The organism is Kocuria sp. UBA1838 (assembly GCF_002338785.1).
GTDB lineage: Bacteria > Actinomycetota > Actinomycetes > Actinomycetales > Micrococcaceae > Kocuria > Kocuria marina.
Genome location: NZ_DDIY01000003.1, coordinates 36,728 through 54,754, shown reverse-complemented (window position 1 = coordinate 54,754; position 18,027 = coordinate 36,728). Strand labels below are relative to the sequence as shown.

General features: G+C 69.5%; 14 protein-coding genes and 1 pseudogene. 11 read left to right on the top strand and 4 right to left on the bottom strand.

Annotated features, from left to right (window positions below; genetic code table 11):
* Nucleotides 1–190 precede the first annotated feature (190 nt).
* Nucleotides 191–694: a DUF456 domain-containing protein gene (locus tag B3I25_RS01145; RefSeq protein WP_286737553.1), complete on the top strand. Its 504-nt coding sequence runs from the start codon at nt 191–193 to the stop codon at nt 692–694.
* A gap of 285 nt (nt 695–979) precedes the next feature.
* Here the strand turns inward: B3I25_RS01145 and B3I25_RS01140 are convergent, their stop codons facing one another.
* Genes B3I25_RS01140 through B3I25_RS01130 form a run of 3 tightly spaced genes read right to left on the bottom strand, consistent with a single transcriptional unit; the run spans nt 980 to nt 3,395 of the window.
* Nucleotides 980–2,371, bottom strand: coding sequence for a molybdopterin molybdotransferase MoeA (locus B3I25_RS01140; protein ID WP_206479194.1), 1,392 nt, complete (start codon nt 2,369–2,371; stop codon nt 980–982).
* Nucleotides 2,372–2,393: 22 nt separating this feature from the next.
* Nucleotides 2,394–3,002, bottom strand: coding sequence for a molybdenum cofactor guanylyltransferase (gene mobA / locus B3I25_RS01135; RefSeq protein WP_131333538.1), 609 nt, complete (start codon nt 3,000–3,002; stop codon nt 2,394–2,396).
* A 3-nt stretch (nt 3,003–3,005) separates the two neighbouring features.
* Nucleotides 3,006–3,395 carry a hypothetical protein gene (locus B3I25_RS01130; protein WP_131333536.1) on the bottom strand — a complete coding sequence of 130 codons (390 nt, stop codon included), beginning with the start codon at nt 3,393–3,395 and terminating at the stop codon, nt 3,006–3,008.
* A 407-nt stretch (nt 3,396–3,802) separates the two neighbouring features.
* Here B3I25_RS01130 and B3I25_RS01125 point away from each other — a divergent pair.
* The 5 genes and pseudogenes from B3I25_RS01125 to B3I25_RS01105 all read left to right on the top strand — a co-directional run bounded on the left by B3I25_RS01125 (nt 3,803) and on the right by B3I25_RS01105 (nt 12,036).
* Nucleotides 3,803–7,537: pseudogene (locus B3I25_RS01125) on the top strand (nitrate reductase subunit alpha).
* Entirely contained in the window at nt 7,537–9,279 is a 1,743-nt protein-coding gene (gene narH / locus B3I25_RS01120) for a nitrate reductase subunit beta (RefSeq protein WP_131333533.1), read from the top strand. Before B3I25_RS01125 ends, narH begins: the two are co-directional and overlap by 1 nt.
* Nucleotides 9,279–9,974: a nitrate reductase molybdenum cofactor assembly chaperone gene (narJ, locus tag B3I25_RS01115; protein ID WP_286737552.1), complete on the top strand. Its 696-nt coding sequence runs from the start codon at nt 9,279–9,281 to the stop codon at nt 9,972–9,974. The genes narH and narJ overlap by 1 nt, the downstream gene beginning before the upstream one ends.
* Entirely contained in the window at nt 9,971–10,777 is an 807-nt protein-coding gene (gene narI / locus B3I25_RS01110) for a respiratory nitrate reductase subunit gamma (protein WP_035964865.1), read from the top strand. Before narJ ends, narI begins: the two co-directional genes overlap by 4 nt.
* Nucleotides 10,778–10,812: 35 nt before the next feature.
* Complete coding sequence (locus B3I25_RS01105) at nt 10,813–12,036, top strand: MFS transporter (RefSeq protein ID WP_064845564.1); 1,224 nt, start codon at nt 10,813–10,815, stop codon at nt 12,034–12,036.
* Nucleotides 12,037–12,080: 44 nt separating this feature from the next.
* On the opposite strand, the gene B3I25_RS01100 is transcribed toward B3I25_RS01105, so the two are convergent.
* Nucleotides 12,081–12,449, bottom strand: a complete 369-nt coding sequence (locus tag B3I25_RS01100; RefSeq protein ID WP_068468289.1) for a GntR family transcriptional regulator — start codon at nt 12,447–12,449, stop codon at nt 12,081–12,083.
* A gap of 92 nt (nt 12,450–12,541) precedes the next feature.
* On the opposite strand from B3I25_RS01100, the gene B3I25_RS01095 reads away from it, so the two are divergent.
* The 5 genes from B3I25_RS01095 to B3I25_RS01075 all read left to right on the top strand — a co-directional run bounded on the left by B3I25_RS01095 (nt 12,542) and on the right by B3I25_RS01075 (nt 17,864).
* A complete protein-coding gene (locus B3I25_RS01095; RefSeq protein WP_231885652.1) occupies nt 12,542–13,636 on the top strand; it encodes an acyl-CoA dehydrogenase family protein in 1,095 nt (364 codons plus the stop codon).
* Nucleotides 13,633–14,967, top strand: coding sequence for a PIG-L family deacetylase (locus B3I25_RS01090; RefSeq protein WP_286737547.1), 1,335 nt, complete (start codon nt 13,633–13,635; stop codon nt 14,965–14,967). The genes B3I25_RS01095 and B3I25_RS01090 overlap by 4 nt, the downstream gene beginning before the upstream one ends.
* Nucleotides 14,964–15,908, top strand: a complete 945-nt coding sequence (locus B3I25_RS01085) for a glycosyltransferase (protein WP_286737546.1) — start codon at nt 14,964–14,966, stop codon at nt 15,906–15,908. Before B3I25_RS01090 ends, B3I25_RS01085 begins: the two co-directional genes overlap by 4 nt.
* Complete coding sequence (locus B3I25_RS01080) at nt 15,901–16,365, top strand: SRPBCC domain-containing protein (protein WP_064847396.1); 465 nt, start codon at nt 15,901–15,903, stop codon at nt 16,363–16,365. Before B3I25_RS01085 ends, B3I25_RS01080 begins: the two co-directional genes overlap by 8 nt.
* Before the next feature lie 269 nt (nt 16,366–16,634).
* A complete protein-coding gene (locus B3I25_RS01075; protein WP_286737544.1) occupies nt 16,635–17,864 on the top strand; it encodes an MFS transporter in 1,230 nt (409 codons plus the stop codon).
* Nucleotides 17,865–18,027: the final 163 nt, after the last annotated feature.

Sequence of the window (18,027 nt, the reverse complement as noted above, 5' to 3'; positions counted from 1 at the left end):
CCGCCCGGACCGCCGCCCGGAGCGCCACGGGGACCGCTGTTCGGATCGCGGTTCACGGGCCATGGGTCTGCGGAACCACTGGTGTCACCGGGTGTTGTGCATGGGTTGCGCAGTCGATGACGGCCCCCGCGCGCGCCGCGTTCCGCCGCGGCGGGCCGTTCGTCAGCGGCCCTGCCCGTACGATGAGGGCGTGACCGCAGACATTATCGCCACCATCGCGACAGCCGTCCTCATCGTCATCGGCTGCGTGGGGATCGTGGTCCCGGTGCTCCCGGGCTCCATCACCGCGTTGATCGGGTTGATCATCTGGGCGTTCGTGGTGCGTGCCCCCGAGGGGTGGGTCGTGCTCGCCCTGGGCGGCACGCTCCTCCTCGCGGGGATGTCCGCGAGTCTCGTGCTCACCGGCAGCAAGCTCAAACGCCGGGCCATCCCGAACCGCACGCTGCTCTTCGGTGTGGTGGGCGCGGTGATCGGGATGTTCGTGATCCCCGTGGTAGGCCTGTTCATCGGTTTCGTGGTGGGGCTCCTGCTGTCCGAGACCGTGCGCAACAGAGACTTCAACACCGCACTGAGCACATCCTGGGTGGCCGCGAAGGCCATGGGCGTGGGCATCCTGGTGGAACTGTTGTGCGCACTGCTGGCCTCGCTGACGTTCATCATCGGGGCGATCGTCTATTTCGTCACCGTGAACTGAGGTCCACCCCGGTGCCCGCCCGCGGGCGAATTTATGAGTTACCCCGGGCCACGCGGTAACTCTCAGTCATGCCCGGACCGCTGAGGAACTCGCAGGCGTTCCAAAGCCGTCCTGGACATATCAGTTATTCCAAGGCCACCCGCGAATTCCAAGTCACTCTGGAGCCACCATCGGCTGGGCTCCATGGCCTCACGGCGCCTGAAAATTGCGCGGGGGCCTCAGGGCACCCAAAAGTTCCTGGCGGGCCGGACGCACCTCGTAGACCCACCCCGTGACGCCCCCGCCTCAGCCCCGCCAGGGGAGGGGGATGACCTCCACGTCTTGGCCCGCGCTCATGCCGTCCTCCGGAACCACCAGGAGCACATCCGCGTGGGCGAGACCCGAGAGCATCGTGGGACCCACGGTGGGTTCCGGCAACACACGGCCGTCCTGAAGGTAGGCGGGAATCACGCGGGTGCGGCCTGTGGCCTCGAGGTCCTGACCCGCGGTGACGCGGCGCGTGAACGGCATGGCCTCACCTTTGGCCCCGGCGATCAGGGCGTGCCCCACACTCAGCAGACCGGTCATCGCGGACAGCGGTGAACCGGGAAGCGCGAGCACCACGGGACCGTCGTCAGGCAGCTGGGCCACGATCACCCCGTGGGCGGGTTCTTGCGCCACGCCGTCGATGATGAGGTGGGCCCCGAGATCCTCGAGGGCCTTACGGACGTGATCGTCCTCCCCGTGACCCGTGCCGCCGGTGGAGACCACGATCTCCGCACGGGCGTCGAGCAGCGAGCTCGCACCCATGGGGGCTTCCGTGAATGCGGAGATCATTCCGTCCGCGCCGTCGGCCACGCGCCGGACCTGATCCACGTTCGCGCCCAGTTCGCGCAGCGCGGCGGGCAGCTGCAGTCCGAGGACGTCGCGCACCTCACCGGGGCCGGGAATGCCGTCCTCGACCACGTTGGCGAAACCCAGCAGCACGGTCACGCGCGGGCGGCGTCGGACGGGGAGCATGTCGTGGCCCGCGCTCGCGGCGAGACCGAGGTGGGCGGGGTTGAGCTTGCGACCGGCGCGCAGCAGGAGGTCCCCCTGCTCGATCTCCTCGCCCACGGCCCGGACGTCCTGGTTCTTCACGAGGGTCGCTGCGGGTGTGGCGTCCTCGAGGGTGTCGCCCTCCTCGGGTCCGCGGCCGTGCTCACCGGTCGGCATGTCGCGGGCCGCGGGGTCGGCGGGGACCACGTGACCCCGGTGGGCCTCGAGAACCGCGCGGGTCCCGAACGGGACGGCGTCCCCGGCATTGACGTGGGTGGCCTCACCCGGCTTGAGCTCCACCACCGGGAGGATGCGCTGGTCCGGGGGCAGGGTCAGCAGCAGGCGCTCGTCGGTCTCGGCGGGGCGCGGCATGCGGATCCGCCACGGGCCCTCCCCGGCCACAGCCCAGCCGTCCGCCGCGGCGGAGGCGTAGTGGGGCACGGGCATCTCGGCGGTCACGGACTCGGCGAGGATCTCGTCGAGGCATTTCGCCAGCGGCAACAGGATGTTGGGGAGGGAGTGCGGGGTGCCGTAGGCAATCCGTCGGGCCTCGTCCCACGAGGCCCAGCGCACGGTCGGTTCCGACGCCGCCGAACGGTTCTCGCGCTGGTCGTCGTCCTCGTGAGCGGCGGGATCGTGCTGGTGCGGAAGTCCGGGCATGATGTCTCCTCGACGTGGCGATTCAGTGCAGGTCGAATCTACGCACATCTTCCCATGTATCCACGTCGCTCGTGCTGGCGTGGGGGACGGGAACGGTGCCCAACGTCAGATGACGCCACACCGAGCGCACGGACACGTCCACCGTGGGCACCTCGCGCAGCACCGCGCTCAGCGCCGCGGAACGGATCAGCACGGCGAGGTTCTCGGCCCGGCCCTCGTCGGACAACGCCATCACGCCGTCGACCTCCGGGGGGACGTCCTGCGCAGCCCGCACGAGCGCGGGCAGTGCGCGGTCGACATGCGGCATGTCGCATGCGAGCACCGCCGTCCACTCGTGACGTCCGCTCACGCCGTCCAGGACGACGACGCCCGCGGCCACCGCCGCCGCCGGTCCCGAGAAGGGCGGATCCTCCCGGGCGCGTAATACGTCCGGCGGCAGCCGCGGATCCTCGGGCCCCACGACCACCACGGCACCGAACAGGCGCACCGCCGCGACCGTGTGGGCCACCAGCGTGGAGCCCTCGAAGGACAACTGGGCTTTGGGGGCGCCTCCGAGTCGGGAGGAGCGGCCCCCTGCCACGACCACGGTGTCGAAGGGCAGCTGCAAGGACGCGTTCGGGGAGGAGGGCACGGCTCAGTGGGTGGGGGCGGCGTCGTCGGACTCCGCACCCACGGCACGCGACTTCTTGGGCAGCCCGGCGATGCGCAGCGCGCATTCCACGGCCACGAGCACGAACGCGATGTAGTACAGGATCATGGTGGGGTAGAAGTACGGGAGCTGCTGGCTCATGCCCACGAGGGACAGCACCACCAGGACCACGGACAGCACCAGGATGACCATGTGCGCCGTGCCGAACGCGCCGGGGCGACCCTTGCGGGCCAGGTACATGGCCGCGAGCGCGAAGAGGATGGGGAACAGCAGCTGCCCCGTGAGCGTGATGCCGTCCTGGACGTAGGGGTAGATGCCCATGGCCTGGACGAGCGCGGTGATCACGAGCAGCACGGGAGCGACGAACGACTTCATGGGGCACCAGTCTACGGGCGCGGGCCCCGGCCCTCCGCGACCGGGTCGGGCACCGTCGGCCGGGAGGGGACGACGTCGCTCGGTCGCCCGCGAGCGCCTGGAGCCATTCGCACGGACATCCGGGAACGACGTCGCATGGTTGCCTCGCGAGCCCCCGGGAACCGGTGCGCGGACGCCGTCGGGAATCGCCCGGCAGCCTTGGGGGGCGTCTGTGCGGCCGCCGTCGGGACCGGGACGGCGAACCGCGAGACCGCTCCTGAAAACCTCGGGAACCAGCGGCAGCACCCAGGCTTATTAGTCCAGCTAAATATGCCGTATTCCCGCACGTCACACGGGTTCACCGCAATGTTCGAGCCACGCCGAACAAAATACGCATTTTCGATACCAAATCGACCTAGCATGCCGGTATGGCAACCACCGAGACCCCCGCCGGGATCGACGGACCGGCATCAGATGCGCTGTTGAAAATGGGACGTTTCTTCTCCCGCTGGGAGGAGACGCCGGACGGCCGCGCCGTCTTCCGTGAGGGTGGTCGCGCGGGTGACGCCTTCTACCGCAACCGCTGGAGCCACGACAAGGTGGTGCGCTCCACCCACGGTGTGAACTGCACGGGGTCGTGCTCGTGGAAGGTGTACGTCAAGGACGGCATCATCACGTGGGAGGCGCAGGAGACGGACTACCCCTCCGTGGGTCCGGACCGCCCCGAGTACGAGCCCCGCGGGTGCCCGCGCGGTGCGGCGTTCTCGTGGTACACCTACTCGCCCACCCGCGTGCGCTACCCGTACATCCGGGGCGTGCTGTTGCAGATGTACCGCGAGGCCAAGCAGCTCCACCACGATCCGGTGCTCGCATGGGAGTCGATCGTCAACGACCCCGTCAAGCGTCGTGAGTTCCAACAGGCCCGCGGCAAGGGCGGGTTGGTACGCGCGAGCTGGCAGGAGGCCGTGGAGATGACCGCGGCCGCGCACGTGCACACCATCAAGACCTACGGCCCGGACCGGTGCACGGGGTTCTCGCCGATCCCCGCGATGTCCATGGTGTCCCACGCGGCGGGTGCGCGGTTCATCAACCTCATCGGCGGGGTCATGAACAGCTTCTACGACTGGTACGCCGATCTGCCCGTGGCCTCGCCGCAGGTCTTCGGCGACCAGACGGACGTCCCCGAGTCCGGGGACTGGTGGGATGCCACCTACCTCATGATGTGGGGTTCCAACATCCCCGTGACCCGCACCCCGGACGCGCACTGGCTCGCGGAGGTGCGCTACCGCGGGACCAAGGTGGTCTCGGTGAGCCCGGACTACGCGGACAATACCAAGTTCGCGGACGAGTGGTTGCCCGCACAGGCCGGCACGGACGCCGCGCTCGCCATGGGCATGGGTCACGTGATCCTCAAGGAGAACTTCGTGGACCGTCGCGTGCGGTTCTTCGAGGAGTACGTGCTGCAGTACACGGACCTCCCGTTCCTCATCTCGCTCGACGAGCGCGCGGACGGCACGGTGGTCCCGGACAAGTTCGTCACCGCGGAGGATCTCGCGGCAGCGGGTGATCCCGCCGCCGCGGGGCAGGCCGATCCCGCGTTCAAGACCGTCCTGCTGGATCGGCACACGCACAAGGCCGTGATCCCGCAGGGCTCCATGGGCTTCCGCTACAACGACCAGGACGAGGGCAAGTGGAACCTGGACCTGGGGGATACCCTGCCCGCGCTGTCGATCGCGGATTCGGCCGGGTACGACGGCGGTGTCACCCACCTCGATCTGCCCGCGTTCACCGACCCCACGGGGGCCGGTTCCACGATCCGCCGCGGCGTACCCACCACCACGGTGGCCGGGCGCGCGGTGACCACGGTCTTCGACATCATGCTCGCGCAGTACGGCGTGGGTCGCGAGGGCCTACCGGGTGAGTGGTCCGCCGGCTACGACGACGCACGGACCCCCTACACCCCCGCGTGGCAGGAGGAGGTCACGTCCGTCCCCGCGGAGGCCGTGATCCGCACGGCACGCGAGTTCGCCGCGAACGCGGAGAAGTCCCGCGGACGCTCCATGATCATCCTGGGCGCGGGCATCTGCCAGTGGTACCACGGTGACACCACGTACCGGGCCATCCTGGCCATGCTCATGCTGTGCGGGTGCCAGGGACGCAACGGCGGCGGGTGGGCCCACTACGTGGGTCAGGAGAAGGCCCGCCCCATCACCGGGTGGGCGGCCATGGCGTCCGCGAACGACTGGATGCGTCCCCCGCGGTTCATGATCGGCACCGCGTTCTGGTACATGCACACGGACCAGTAGCGCTCGGACGGGTACTCCTCCGACTCCCTGCAGTCGCCGCTCGCGGAGGGTCACCTGAGAGGCATGCACACCGCGGACGTCGTGGCCCAGTCCACGCGGCTCGGGTGGATGCCGTTCTACCCGCAGTTCCACGAGAACTCGCTGGACGTCGCGGACGCGGCGATCGCGGGTGTGGAACGCGGCGAAGCGGCGTCGGAACCCGAATGGATCGCGGCCAAGCTCAAGAACGGCGAGCTGAACTTCGCGGTCGAGGACCCGGACGCCCCCGAGAACTGGCCGCGCACCCTCGTGCTGTGGCGCTCCAACCTGTTCGGTTCCTCTGCGAAGGGCGAGGAGTACTTTCTCAAGCACCTGCTCGGGACCAGCAATAGCGTGCAGGGGCAGGACCACGCGGAGTCCAAGCCGCACGACGTGCGCTGGCGCGACGAAGCACCCCAGGGGAAGCTCGACCTGTTGGTTTCCGCGGACTTCCGCATGACGTCCTCCACGCTGCTGAGCGACGTCGTCTTCCCCGCGGCCACGTGGTACGAGAAGTTCGACCTCTCCTCCACGGACATGCACCCCTACGTGCACGCGTTCACCCCGGCGATCACCCCGCCGTGGGAGGCCAAGACGGACTGGAAGCTGTTCCAGTTGCTCGCGGACGAGGTCGGCAGGCTCTCGGCCGGGCACCTGGACACCCGCAAGGACGTGGTGGCCACCGCGCTGCAGCACGACACCCCGGGGGAGATCGCCCAACCCGGCGGACGCGTGCCCGAGTGGAAGGGCACGGACGTTCCCGCCGTGCCGGGCAAGAACTTGCCCCAGCTGAAGCTCGTGGAGCGTGACTACACGGCCATCGGGGACAAGTTCGTGGCGCTCGGCCCGCTCGCGGACAAGCTCGGGCTGACCACCAAGAACGTCACGTTCGACGTCACCGGGGCCGTGGACCGGCTGGGCCGTCAGCACGGCGTGTTCGACTCCGGCCCGGCCGAAGGCCGCCCCGCGTTGGACTCGGACGCCCGGATGGCGGAGGCCATCCTGAGCCTGTCCGGGACTACCAACGGCGCGCTCGCGACCCAGGGCTTCGAGACCCTCGAGAAGCGCGTGGGCAAACCGCTCGCGGACCTCTCCCGGGGCTCGGAGGAGAAGGTGATCACCTTCACGGAGACCCAGCAGGCCCCCGTGCCCGTGATCACGTCCCCCGAGTGGTCCGGTTCCGAGACCGGTGGCCGCAGGTACGCGCCGTTCACGGTGAACATCGAACGCCTCAAGCCGTTCCACACCCTGACCGGGCGCATGCACTTCTTCCTGGACCACGACTGGCTCAAGGACATGGGGGAGATGCTGCCCATCTACCGGCCCCCGCTGGACATGCACCGGCTCTTCGGTGAACCACAGCTCGGGAAGAAGGGCGAACTGTCGATCGCAGTGCGCTACCTGACCCCGCACAACAAGTGGTCCATCCACTCCGAGTACCAGGACAACCTGTTCATGTTGTCCCTCTCCCGCGGTGGCACCACTGTGTGGATGGCCCCGCAGGACGCCCGCGCGATCGAGGTCAAGGACAACGACTGGGTCGAGTGCGTCAACACCAACGGCGTGTTCGTGGGCCGTGCGGTGGTCTCCCACCGCATGCCGGAGGGCGTGGTGTACGTCCACCACGCACAGGAGCGCACGATCGACGTCCCCAAGTCCGAGACCACGGGCAAGCGTGGCGGGATCCACAACTCCGTCACGCGCATCCTGGTCAAACCCACCCACATGATCGGTGGCTACGCCCACCTGTCCTGGGCCTTCAACTACATGGGGCCCACCGGAAACCAACGGGACATCGTGTCCGTGGTCCGCAAGCGTTCCCAGGAGGTCGAGTACTGATGCGTGTGATGTCCCAAGTTGCCATGGTGATGACCCTGGACAAGTGCATCGGTTGTCACACCTGTTCGGTCACGTGCAAGCAGGCGTGGACCAACCGGGCGGGCACCGAGTACGTGTGGTTCAACAACGTGGAGACCCGCCCCGGTCAGGGCTACCCGCGCCGCTACGAGGACCAGGAGCGGTGGAAGGGCGGCTGGGAACTGAACCGGCGCGGCAACCTCAAGCTCAAGTCCGGTGGCCGGCTCAAGAAACTCGCGCAGTTGTTCGCGTCCCCGGTGCAGCCGGAACTCGCGGACTACTACGAGCCGTGGACCTACGACTACGAGAACCTGGTCAACGCCCCCGCGAGTGACGACTTCCCCGTGGCCCGGCCCAAGTCCCTCATCACGGGTGAGGACACCAAGATCGAGTGGTCCGCCAACTGGGACGACGATCTCGGTGGCGCCACCGAGATGGGTCACCTGGACCCCGTGGTGCAGAAGCTGCGGGACGAGGCGAACGACCGGATCAAGTTCGAGTTCGAACAGACGTTCATGTTCTACCTGCCGCGGTTGTGCGAGCACTGCCTCAACCCGTCCTGCATGGCCTCGTGCCCGTCCGGCGCCATCTACAAACGGTCCGAGGACGGGATCGTGCTCGTGGACCAGGACCGGTGCCGCGGGTGGCGCCAGTGCGTGACCGGGTGCCCGTACAAGAAGATCTACTACAACCACAAGTCCGGCAAGGCCGAGAAGTGCACGTTCTGCTACCCCCGCATCGAGGTGGGCATCCCCACAGTGTGCGCGGAGACGTGCGTAGGGCGCATGCGCTACATCGGCATCTTCCTGTACGACGCCGACAAGGTCACCCAGGCGGCCGCGACGCCCAACGAGCAGGACCTCTACGAGGCCCAATTGGACCTCATGCTGGACCCCAGCGACCCCGAGGTGATCGACGCCGCTCGCCGGGACGGGATTCCCGAGGACTGGCTCGAGGCGGCCCGCAAGTCGCCTGTGTACGCACTCGCCAAGACCCTGCGCGTGGCCCTGCCGCTGCACCCCGAATACCGCACCATGCCCATGGTCTGGTACGTCCCGCCGCTGTCGCCCATCGTGGACCTGCTCAAGGAACAGGGCCACGACGGCGAGGACCCGGACAACCTGTTCGGCGCCATCGAGTCCCTGCGGATCCCGGTGGAGTACCTCGCAGAACTGTTCACCGCGGGGGACACCGAGCTGGTCACCCACGTGCTGCGTAAGCTCGCCGCGATGCGCGCCTACATGCGCAACGTCACGCTCGGGGACGAACCGGACGAGTCGATCGCCCAGGCCGTGGGGATGACGGGTTCCGAGATCCGCCAGATGTACCGGCTCATGGCGATCGCCAAGTACGACGAGCGCTACGTGATCCCCGCCGCCCACGTGGAGGACGCCCACAACCTCGAGGAGATCGGGTGTTCCCTGGACGTGGACGGCGGCCCGGGTATGGGTCAGACCGGCGTGTTCGGTGAGGCCTCCGGCCGACCCATGCCGGTCGCCGTCGAGAACTTCGCAGCCTTGCGGGCACGGCAGACGGGCGAGGACCCCACGGGCAACGACCAGTTGGCCGGTCGCGTGAACCTGCTCAACTGGGACGGCAACGGGACCCCCGCGGGACTGTTCCCGGCGCAACCGGAGCGAGATGCGGCGTCGCTCGCGGCGACCTCCGACAACCCGGGTTCGCGGCCGGACCAGGGCACCGCCGGGGCGAGCGGGGGCCGGTGATGGGGCTGCTGTCGAGCCTTCTGGGTAGGGCCGGGAAGGGGACCGTGGAGGTGCCCGGGTACCGGGACCGCAACCCGCAGCGTTCCGCGGTGATCCGCCAATCGGCGGCCCTGCTGCTGAGCTACCCGCGCCCCGAGGTGATCGAGCAGCTGCCCCTCGTGGAACGGGCGCTGGCCGAGGTGGGCGTGGACCCCGAGCAGGTGGCACCCCTGATCCGGTGGCTGCGGGAATCGGACTTGCGGGAGATCCAGGGCGACTACGTCCAGGAGTTCGACCTGTCTCGGCGCCACAGCCTGCACCTGACCTATTGGACGGACGGTGACACGCGCCGTCGCGGTGAGGCCCTGTCCGCGTTCAAACAGGTCTACCGCGCGCACGGGTGCGAGTTCGGGGACGAGGAACTGCCGGACCACTTGCCCGTGGTGCTCGAATTCGCCGCGCGGGTCTCCGGCGAGGACGGTTTCGAGCTGTTGCAGCGCTACCGCCCGTCCCTGGAGCTGTTGCGTCTGGCGTTGATCCGGGACGACCTGCCCCAGGCGTGCGCCGTGGAACTCGTGTGCTCCACGCTTCCCGGGCCGTCGCCCGAGGACGAGTCAGCCGTGGCCCGGATGGCCGGTTACGGACCGCCCACCGAGGCCGTGGGCCTGGACGCCTACGACCCCCGCCTGCTGCCCATGACCGGAGGAAACCAGTGAACGTGATCGACACCCTCTTGTGGGGGATCCTGCCGTACGTGGTCATGCTGACCCTCGTGGGAGGGCTGATCTGGCGGTACAAGTACGACCAGTTCGGGTGGACCACGCGCTCGTCCCAGCTCTACGAGTCCCGGTTGCTGCGCATCGCCTCGCCGCTGTTCCACTTCGGCATCCTGGCCGTGCTCGTGGGGCACATCATGGGGCTCGTGATCCCCAAGTCGTGGACGGAGGCGGCGGGTCTGTCCCAGCACGCCTACCACTTCCTGGCGCTGTCCATCGGTTCGGTCGCCGGTGTGGGAACGCTCGTGGGCATCGTGATGCTCATCGTGCGCCGCCGCCGGACCGGGCCCGTGTTCATGGCCACCACGGCCAACGACAAGTTCATGTACGTGATGCTGCTCGGCGCGATCCTGGCCGGTCTGGCCACCACGGTGCTGTCCGTGTTCGACCCGGCCACCGTGGACTACCGCGAAACGGTGTCGCCGTGGTTCCGGTCCCTGTGGATCCTGCAACCGGACGTGGGGGCCATGGCCGCCGCCTCCACGAGCTTCCACGTGCACGTGCTGTGGGGCATGGCCCTGTTCGCGGTGTGGCCGTTCACCCGCCTGGTCCACGCCTTCACGGCGCCGCTGCACTACCTCTTCCGCCCGTACATCGTCTACCGCTCGCGGGGTAACGCTCCGCGTGCCGGTTCCGTGAACTACCGCCGTGGTTGGGAGCCCATCGGCACCCAGGACCGCGCCAGTTCACGACGCCGCACGCGGCCCCCGCGCGAACGCTCCGGTTCCACGCGCGTCAAATAACCCGGCCCCTTCCCGCCCCATCCCTGAGGAGAGTCATGTCCGCCGTCCCCGCCGCTGAGGCCGCACCGAACCTGAAACAGGGCCAGTTCAGGAACCTCATCCTGGCCACGTTGGCGTCCACCGTGGGTTTCTGGGCGTGGACCATCGTGGGGCCCCTGTCCAAGCGCTACGCGAACGACATGCACCTGAGTCCCGGGCAGACCGCGATCCTCGTGGCCATGCCGATCTTCGTGGGCTCGATCGCCCGGGTTCCCGTGGGTGCGCTCACCGACAAGTTTGGAGGGCGGCTCATGTTCACCGTGATCCTGGGGATCACCGCACCGCTCGTGCTGCTCACGGGTGTGGTGGGTCAGCTCAACACCTTCCCGCTGCTGGTGGTCGTGGCGTTCTTCCTGGGGATCGCGGGCACCGTGTTCGCGATCGGTATCCCGTTCTGTTCCGCGTGGTACGAGTCCCACCGCAAGGGCTTCGCCACGGGCGTGTTCGGTGCGGGCATGGTGGGTACCGCGGTCTCCGCGTTCTTCACCCCGCGCCTGGTCGCCGCGACCGGGTACTTCATGACCCACGTGATCGTGGCCGTCATCGTGGCCGTGAGCGCCCTGCTGTGCTGGTTGCTGCTGCGCGACTCGCCCGCCCGCGCCGGGGTCGTGGCGGAACCGGCCATGCCCAAGCTCAAGGCCGCGTTCAAGCTCAAGGTCACGTGGCAGCTGTGCTTCCTCTACGCGGTGGTCTTCGGTGCGTTCGTGGCCTTCTCCAACTACCTGCCCACGTACCTGGCCAACGTTTACTCGTACGATCCCACCGCGGCCGGCACGCGCACCGCGGGCTTTGCGCTCGCCGCCGTGATCGCACGCCCCGTGGGCGGTACCCTCGCGGACCGCTTCGGTCCCAAGATCATCACCCTGCTGTCGTTCGGCGGCACGATCGTGCTCGCGATGCTCGTGGCCCTCCAGCCCAGCGGTGAACACGTCTACGGTCCGCTGTTCCTGCTCATGGCCCTGTTCCTGGGCCTCGGCACCGGCGGTGTGTTCGGCTGGGTGGGTCGGGCGACCCCCGCCAAGAACGTGGGCACCGTGGGGGGGATCATCGCCGCGGCCGGCGGTCTGGGCGGCTACTTCCCGCCCCTGGTCATGGGTGCCACCTACGACCCCGAGAGCAACTCCTACTTCGTGGGGCTCACCCTGCTCGCGGTGTTCTGCCTTGCCGCGTTCTTGCTGGCACTGGTGGTCCGGCACGGGGGGCGCAAGGCCGAGAAGTGAGGTTGGCGGCGTCGTCGTCCGAGGCATGGACGACGACGCCGCTGTCACCCCTCCGAACGGGCGCGCAGCGCGTGCTGCACGAGCGCCATGCACTCCTCGGGGGAGTAGTGCAGCTGCCCGGCCACCTCGTCGAGGTACCGGGCGGCGGCGCGTGCCGCGGCGGCGTCGCGGTCGTCCCGGCCCTGCGCGATGAACGTGCCCTTGCGCCCGCGTGTCTCGATCACGCCGTGGGTCTCCATCTCCCGGTAGGCCTTGGCCACGGTGCCCGCGGACAGCCCCAGCTCGGACGCGAGCGCGCGCACCGGTGGGATGCGGTCACCCACCATGAGTTCCCCGGAGGAGACGTCCCGCAGGACGCATTCCACGAGCTGTTCGTACACCGGTGTGGAAGCGGCGGGATCCACCGTGAACATGCCTTGTCCCCTTCGATCGACTCCCCTCATGGTAGGTGGCCTACCGCTGAAAAGGTGGGGTGGGTGTCCGCCCCGACACGTAGGCTGATGGGGTGTCCGAGCACCCAGAACTTCCCGTCCCCGCCGCGGCTCCGGCCGATCCCCGGGCCGTGCAACGCTTCGTCGATCACGCACTGGACCAGGCGCGCGTACTCGGACGCGACCTGCCCGCCCCGGGGGAGGGCGCCACGCGTGAACTGTGGCGCGAGCTGAGCGCACTGGGTCGGATGGACCTCGCCTACGCGAGGATCATCGAACCCCACCTGGATGCCCTGGCCATCCTGCGCCAGGCGGGCCGCACCGACCTGATCACCGACCGCGACACGTGGGGCGTGTGGGCCGCGGAGGGGGCGGGCGAGCCGTTGCTGGCCACGCCGTCGTCCGCTGCGCACTCGGCCGATGATGACGCCGCCGACGGTCCGCACTGGACCCTGACCGGGACCAAGCCCTGGTGCTCGCTCGCGGGTTCCGTCTCACGCGCCGTCGTGACCGCGCACGTCACCGACGAGGTCGGGGAACCCACGGGACACCGTCGGGCGTTCGTCGTGGCCACGGACCACCCGGGATTCCGGCCCGAAGCCGCCGCGGGGTGGACGTCCCGCGGTCTCGCCGAGGTCGTCACGGTACCCGTCCGTTTCGAGGGCGTTCCGGCGCAACCGCTCGGCGCGGACGAGTGGTACCTGACCCGCCCGGGCTTCGCGTGGGGCGGGATGGGCGTGGCGGCCGTGTGGCTCGGCGGCGCACAGTCCGTCGCGGATCTGCTGTGGTGCAAACTCGTGCGCCCCGCACGCCCCGTCGACGACGCCGCTCGCACCGCCCTCGGGCAGCTCGACCTCACGCTCGGTGCGGCTCAGGCCGTCCTGGACCGTGCGGCCGCGGCGGTGGACCGCGGCGAGGCCACGGGTGAGCACGGCGCCGCATGGGCGTTGCGCGTGCGCCGCACGGTGGCCGACGCCGCCGACACCGTGATCCGCGTGGTCTCCCGCGCCACCGGGCCCGGTCCGCTCACGGGGGACCCCGCACACGTGCGGCGGGTCGAGTCCCTGCAGGTCTACATCCGCCAGGACCACGCCGAGCGGGACACCGCCGCCCTCGGACGCACCCTGCTGGAGCTGGTCCAGGATGGGTCGGAGGAGACCCCGTGGTGAGCTTCGACCACCGTGATCCGGGCACGCCCGAGGCCGACTGGGCCCGCTGCGGCGCTCTGCACCGCGCCCCCGAGGTGGACTTGACCGGCGTGGACCGGGTCGTCGTGTTCGCGGCCCACCCGGACGACGAGACCCTGGGGGCCGGCGGCACCGTGCACCGGCTCGCGGACGCGGGAGCGGATGTGCGGGTGGTCGTGGCGACCCTGGGGGAGAACTCCCACCCGGATTCACCGACCCACACGCCCGAACGATTGGCCGCATTGCGCCACGAAGAGCTCGCCGCCGCGGTGCACACCCTGACCAGCACGGACACCCCGCCGGAGTACCTCGCCCTGACCGACGGCGGCCTGTCCGAGGATGAACTGTCCGAGCCGGTGGCCCGTCATCTCGAATGGCTCGAGCAGGGGGAGCAGCCGTTGGTGATCGTCACGTGGGAGGAGGACGGGCACACCGACCACGAGGTTCTGGCCCGCACGGTCGTCGCGGCCGCCGGGGCGTGGGGTGTGCGCTGCCTGCAGTACCCCGTGTGGTTCTGGCACTGGGGTTCCCCCACGCGCCTGCCGCGCGGGCTCGTGCGGGTCCCACTGGACGACGCCGCTCGCGCTGCCAAGCGCTCCGCCCTGGCCCACCACGTGACCCAGGTGCAGCCGCTGTCCGACCGGCGGGGGGACGAGGTGCTCCTAGGCCCCCACGTGCTCGAACACTTCGATCGCTCGGTCGAGTTCTTCGTGCTCGGCACGCCCGATCAGCGGACCGTGTTCGACCGTGTGCACACCGCGAGCGCGGACCCCTGGGCCGTGGACACCTCGTGGTACGAGCGGCGCAAACGGGACGTGCTACTCGCGTGCCTGCCGCGGGAGCATTACGGCAGCGTCCTGGATCTGGGGTGCTCCACGGGCGCCCTCACGGTGGAACTGGCCCGGCGCGCGCGTTCCGTGACCGCGGTGGACGCGAGCGACGTCGCCCTGAGCGCCGCCCGCACCCGGCTCGAACGGAAGGGCGTGCCGAACGTGGAACTCGTCAGCGCCGTGCTGCCGCGCGATTGGGACGAGGACTGGTCCCCGCGAGAGCTGATCGTGGTGAGCGAGATGGGGTACTTCTGCTCGCCCGAGCAATGGCGCGAGCTGTTGCGGCGTTGCGTGGCGGCGCTCGCGGACGGCGGGCACCTCGTGCTGTGCCACTGGCGGCACCCGATCGCGGACTGGCCGCTCGACGGCGCGGACGTCCATCGCGAGGCTCGGCGCACTCCCGGGCTGCGCGGGGTGCTGAGCCACCGCGAAACCGATTTCGTGATCGAGGTCTTCGCGCCCGTTCCCGCGGGGAACACGTGATCCGCCGGATCGCCGTGATCATCCCGGCGTGCAACGAACAGGACCGCGTGGGCCGGTGCCTCGAGTCGGTCGCCGGTGCGATCGCGGGGCTGGGTCATGATCCGTCGTTCGCACGGTCCGAGTGGGCGTCCGCCGACGACGTCGCCGGGCCCGCTCCCGGCACGTCCCGAATCGATGCCATGCCGCCCTTGTGGGGGGCGCCGCGCGGTGTGGGGACGGGCGACGTCGAGGTCACGGTCGTGCTCGCCGCGGACGGCTGCACGGACCGGACGGTGGAGCGCGCGCGCCAGGCGTGGGCGGTGTCGAACCGGGACGGTGGCCGAGCCCGACTGGAGATCGTTTCGGGGCAATGGCACAGCGCCGGGGGAGCGCGCGCCGCGGCAGCCCGGCAGGCGCTCGCGGCGTCGGACCCGGAGTGGATCGCCTCCACGGACGCGGACACGATGGTGCCCGAGAACTGGCTGCGCTACCAGGTGCAGCGTGCGGGCGCCGGTGTGGATGCGATTCTCGGGACCGTGGAACCGGACCCGACGGAGTGTCCGCCGCACGTGTACGAGCTGTGGCAGCGCGAACACACGCTCGTAGAGAGCCACCCGCACATCCACGCGGCGAACATGGGTGTGCGCGCCTCGTTCTACGAGCACACGGGCGGTTTCCCGCCCCTGGCGTGCAGCGAGGACGAAGCCCTGCTGGCTGCACTGCACCAAGTGGGCGCACGGGTCGAGGCCACGGACCGGATCCGTGCGGTGACGTCGGGGCGGCTCGAAGGACGTGCGGAGCTCGGGTTCGCGCATCACCTGCGGACGCTCTCACTGCCGCGGGAGGAATCGGAGTGGCGCGCGCCCGCTTCGCCCATCGCAAAAACGCTTGAAGGGCCTCCCTCTCCCGTGGCTAACGTAGAAACCATCAGCATCGTCAATCAGGAGGTATGCCATGAGTGAGAAGTCCATCACCGTCAGCCGTCTCATCGACGCCCCGGCGGAGGAGATCTTCGAGATCTTGACACTGCCCGCCAAACACCCCAGCCTGGACGCCTCCGGGACCGTCATCTCTGGCACGGACCAGCGCATCCAGAACGTCGGCGACGTCTTCGTGATGAACATGCACGCCGAGATGATGGGCGGGGACTACAAGACGGAGAACCACGTCACCGGTCTGGACCCCAACAAGCTCATCGCGTGGAAGCCCTGCCCCGAGGGCACCTCCGTGGAGGACAACGGCTGGGAATGGGTGTACGAGCTGCAGCCCGAGGGCTCGGACTCCACCACCGTGACCCTCACCTACTCGTGGGAGCACGCCAACCCCAAGGTGACGAAGAAGATCAGCTTCCCGCTCTTCGGCGAGAAGGTTCTGGAGGAGTCCCTCGAGCGGCTCGCCTCCACCGTCGCCGGCTCCTGACACCCCGCGGAGCGGTGTGCCCCGCGCCAGAATGACCGTTCGCCCGCGTCCTCCCGAGGGAGGACGCGGGCGTCGTCGTGTCCGGGCGCGGTGCCGCCGCTTCCGCGTGACTCCCGCACGACGCCGCACGGAAACCTCGCGCGGGAGCGGCCCGGGCCCGGGCGCGCACCGGGCGTACCCTGGCCGAGGTCGTGCACGCATGGTACGGCCGGGCCCGGGAAGACGCAGCTGCCCGGGCAGGACAGTCGCAGCAGGAGGTGCACCCGGGTATGGGATCGTCACGCAGGGTGTGGGAGGGCTACGACAAGGGGAGCTCGGGCTATCGGCGCATTCTCGTGGCACTGCTGTGCGCGGGCGTGGCCACGTTCGCCCAGCTCTACTCCGTGCAGGGCGTGCTGCCCATCATGGCCCAGGACCTCGACATCGACGCCGCCCAGGCCGCGCTCGCCGTCTCCACCGCCACGCTGGGTCTCGCCGTGGGGGTGATCCCGTGGTCGCTCGTCTCGGACCGCTGGGGACGACGCTGCGCCATGGTCGCCGCGATCAGCTGCGCCGCCGTCCTGGGCGTGCTCATCAACGTCATGCCCACGTTCGAATCCCTCGTGGGCCTGCGGTTCCTGGAGGGCGTGGCCCTGGGCGGGATCCCCGCGGTGGCCATGGCGTACCTCGCAGAGGAGGTCAATCCGCGCTATGGAGCCGTGGCGGCCGGGACCTACATCTCCGGGACGAGTCTGGGCGGGCTCTCCGGGCGCATCGTGGCCGCCCCGCTCGCGGACTTCTTCGGCTGGCGCGTGGGGACGAGCGTCGTCGCGCTGATCGCCGCCGCCGCGGCCGTGACCTTCATCCTGTTGATCCCGCGCCAGCGTGGTTTCACGCCCCAGCCCGTGCGGCTCACGGGGGAGCAGGGGCTGATCGCGCACCTGTGGGTCAACCTCAAGGACGCGCGCCTGGTGACGCTCTACCTGCAGGGATTCCTGCTCATGGGTGGTTTCGTGGCGGTGTACAACTACATCGGTTTCCACCTGGGGGATGAACCGTTCAACGTGCCCCAGAGCGTGGTGTCCCTGCTGTTTCTGGCCTATCTCTCCGGGACATGGTCCTCCGCGCGGGCGGGAAGCCTCGCCGATCGCTTCGGCCGCCGCCCCGTGTTGATCACCGCGGCCCTGATCATGCTGGGCGGTCTGCTGCTCACGGTCCTCCCGTGGCTGCCGGTGATCGTGGCGGGATTGTTGGTGTTCACCGCCGGATTCTTCGCGGCGCACTCCGTGGCCAACGGATGGGTTCCCGCCATGGCCACCGAGGGGCGGGCCCAGGCGTCCTCCCTCTACACACTCTTCTACTACGGCGGCTCCTCCGCGCTGGGGTACGCCGCCGGCATCGCGTTCACGAGCGCGGGCTGGGGCGGGGCGACCCTGTGCATCGGTGCGTTGATCGTGATCGCGATCGTCCTGGCCGCCATCTTCCTGCCACGCCGCCCGGTGGCACCCAGCGGGAACTGAGGTGTGCCGCCGTGTGACGTACGACAGAACCCGAGCGGCGTCGTCGTGTGATACCCACCGGGTGGTGAATCGCGCGGCCCGGGGCCCTGGGCCTACGCTGGACGTAACCCGGAACACGTCCGATGGGCCCGCACGTTCCGCGGGCGAACCCCGGTCCGCCGCG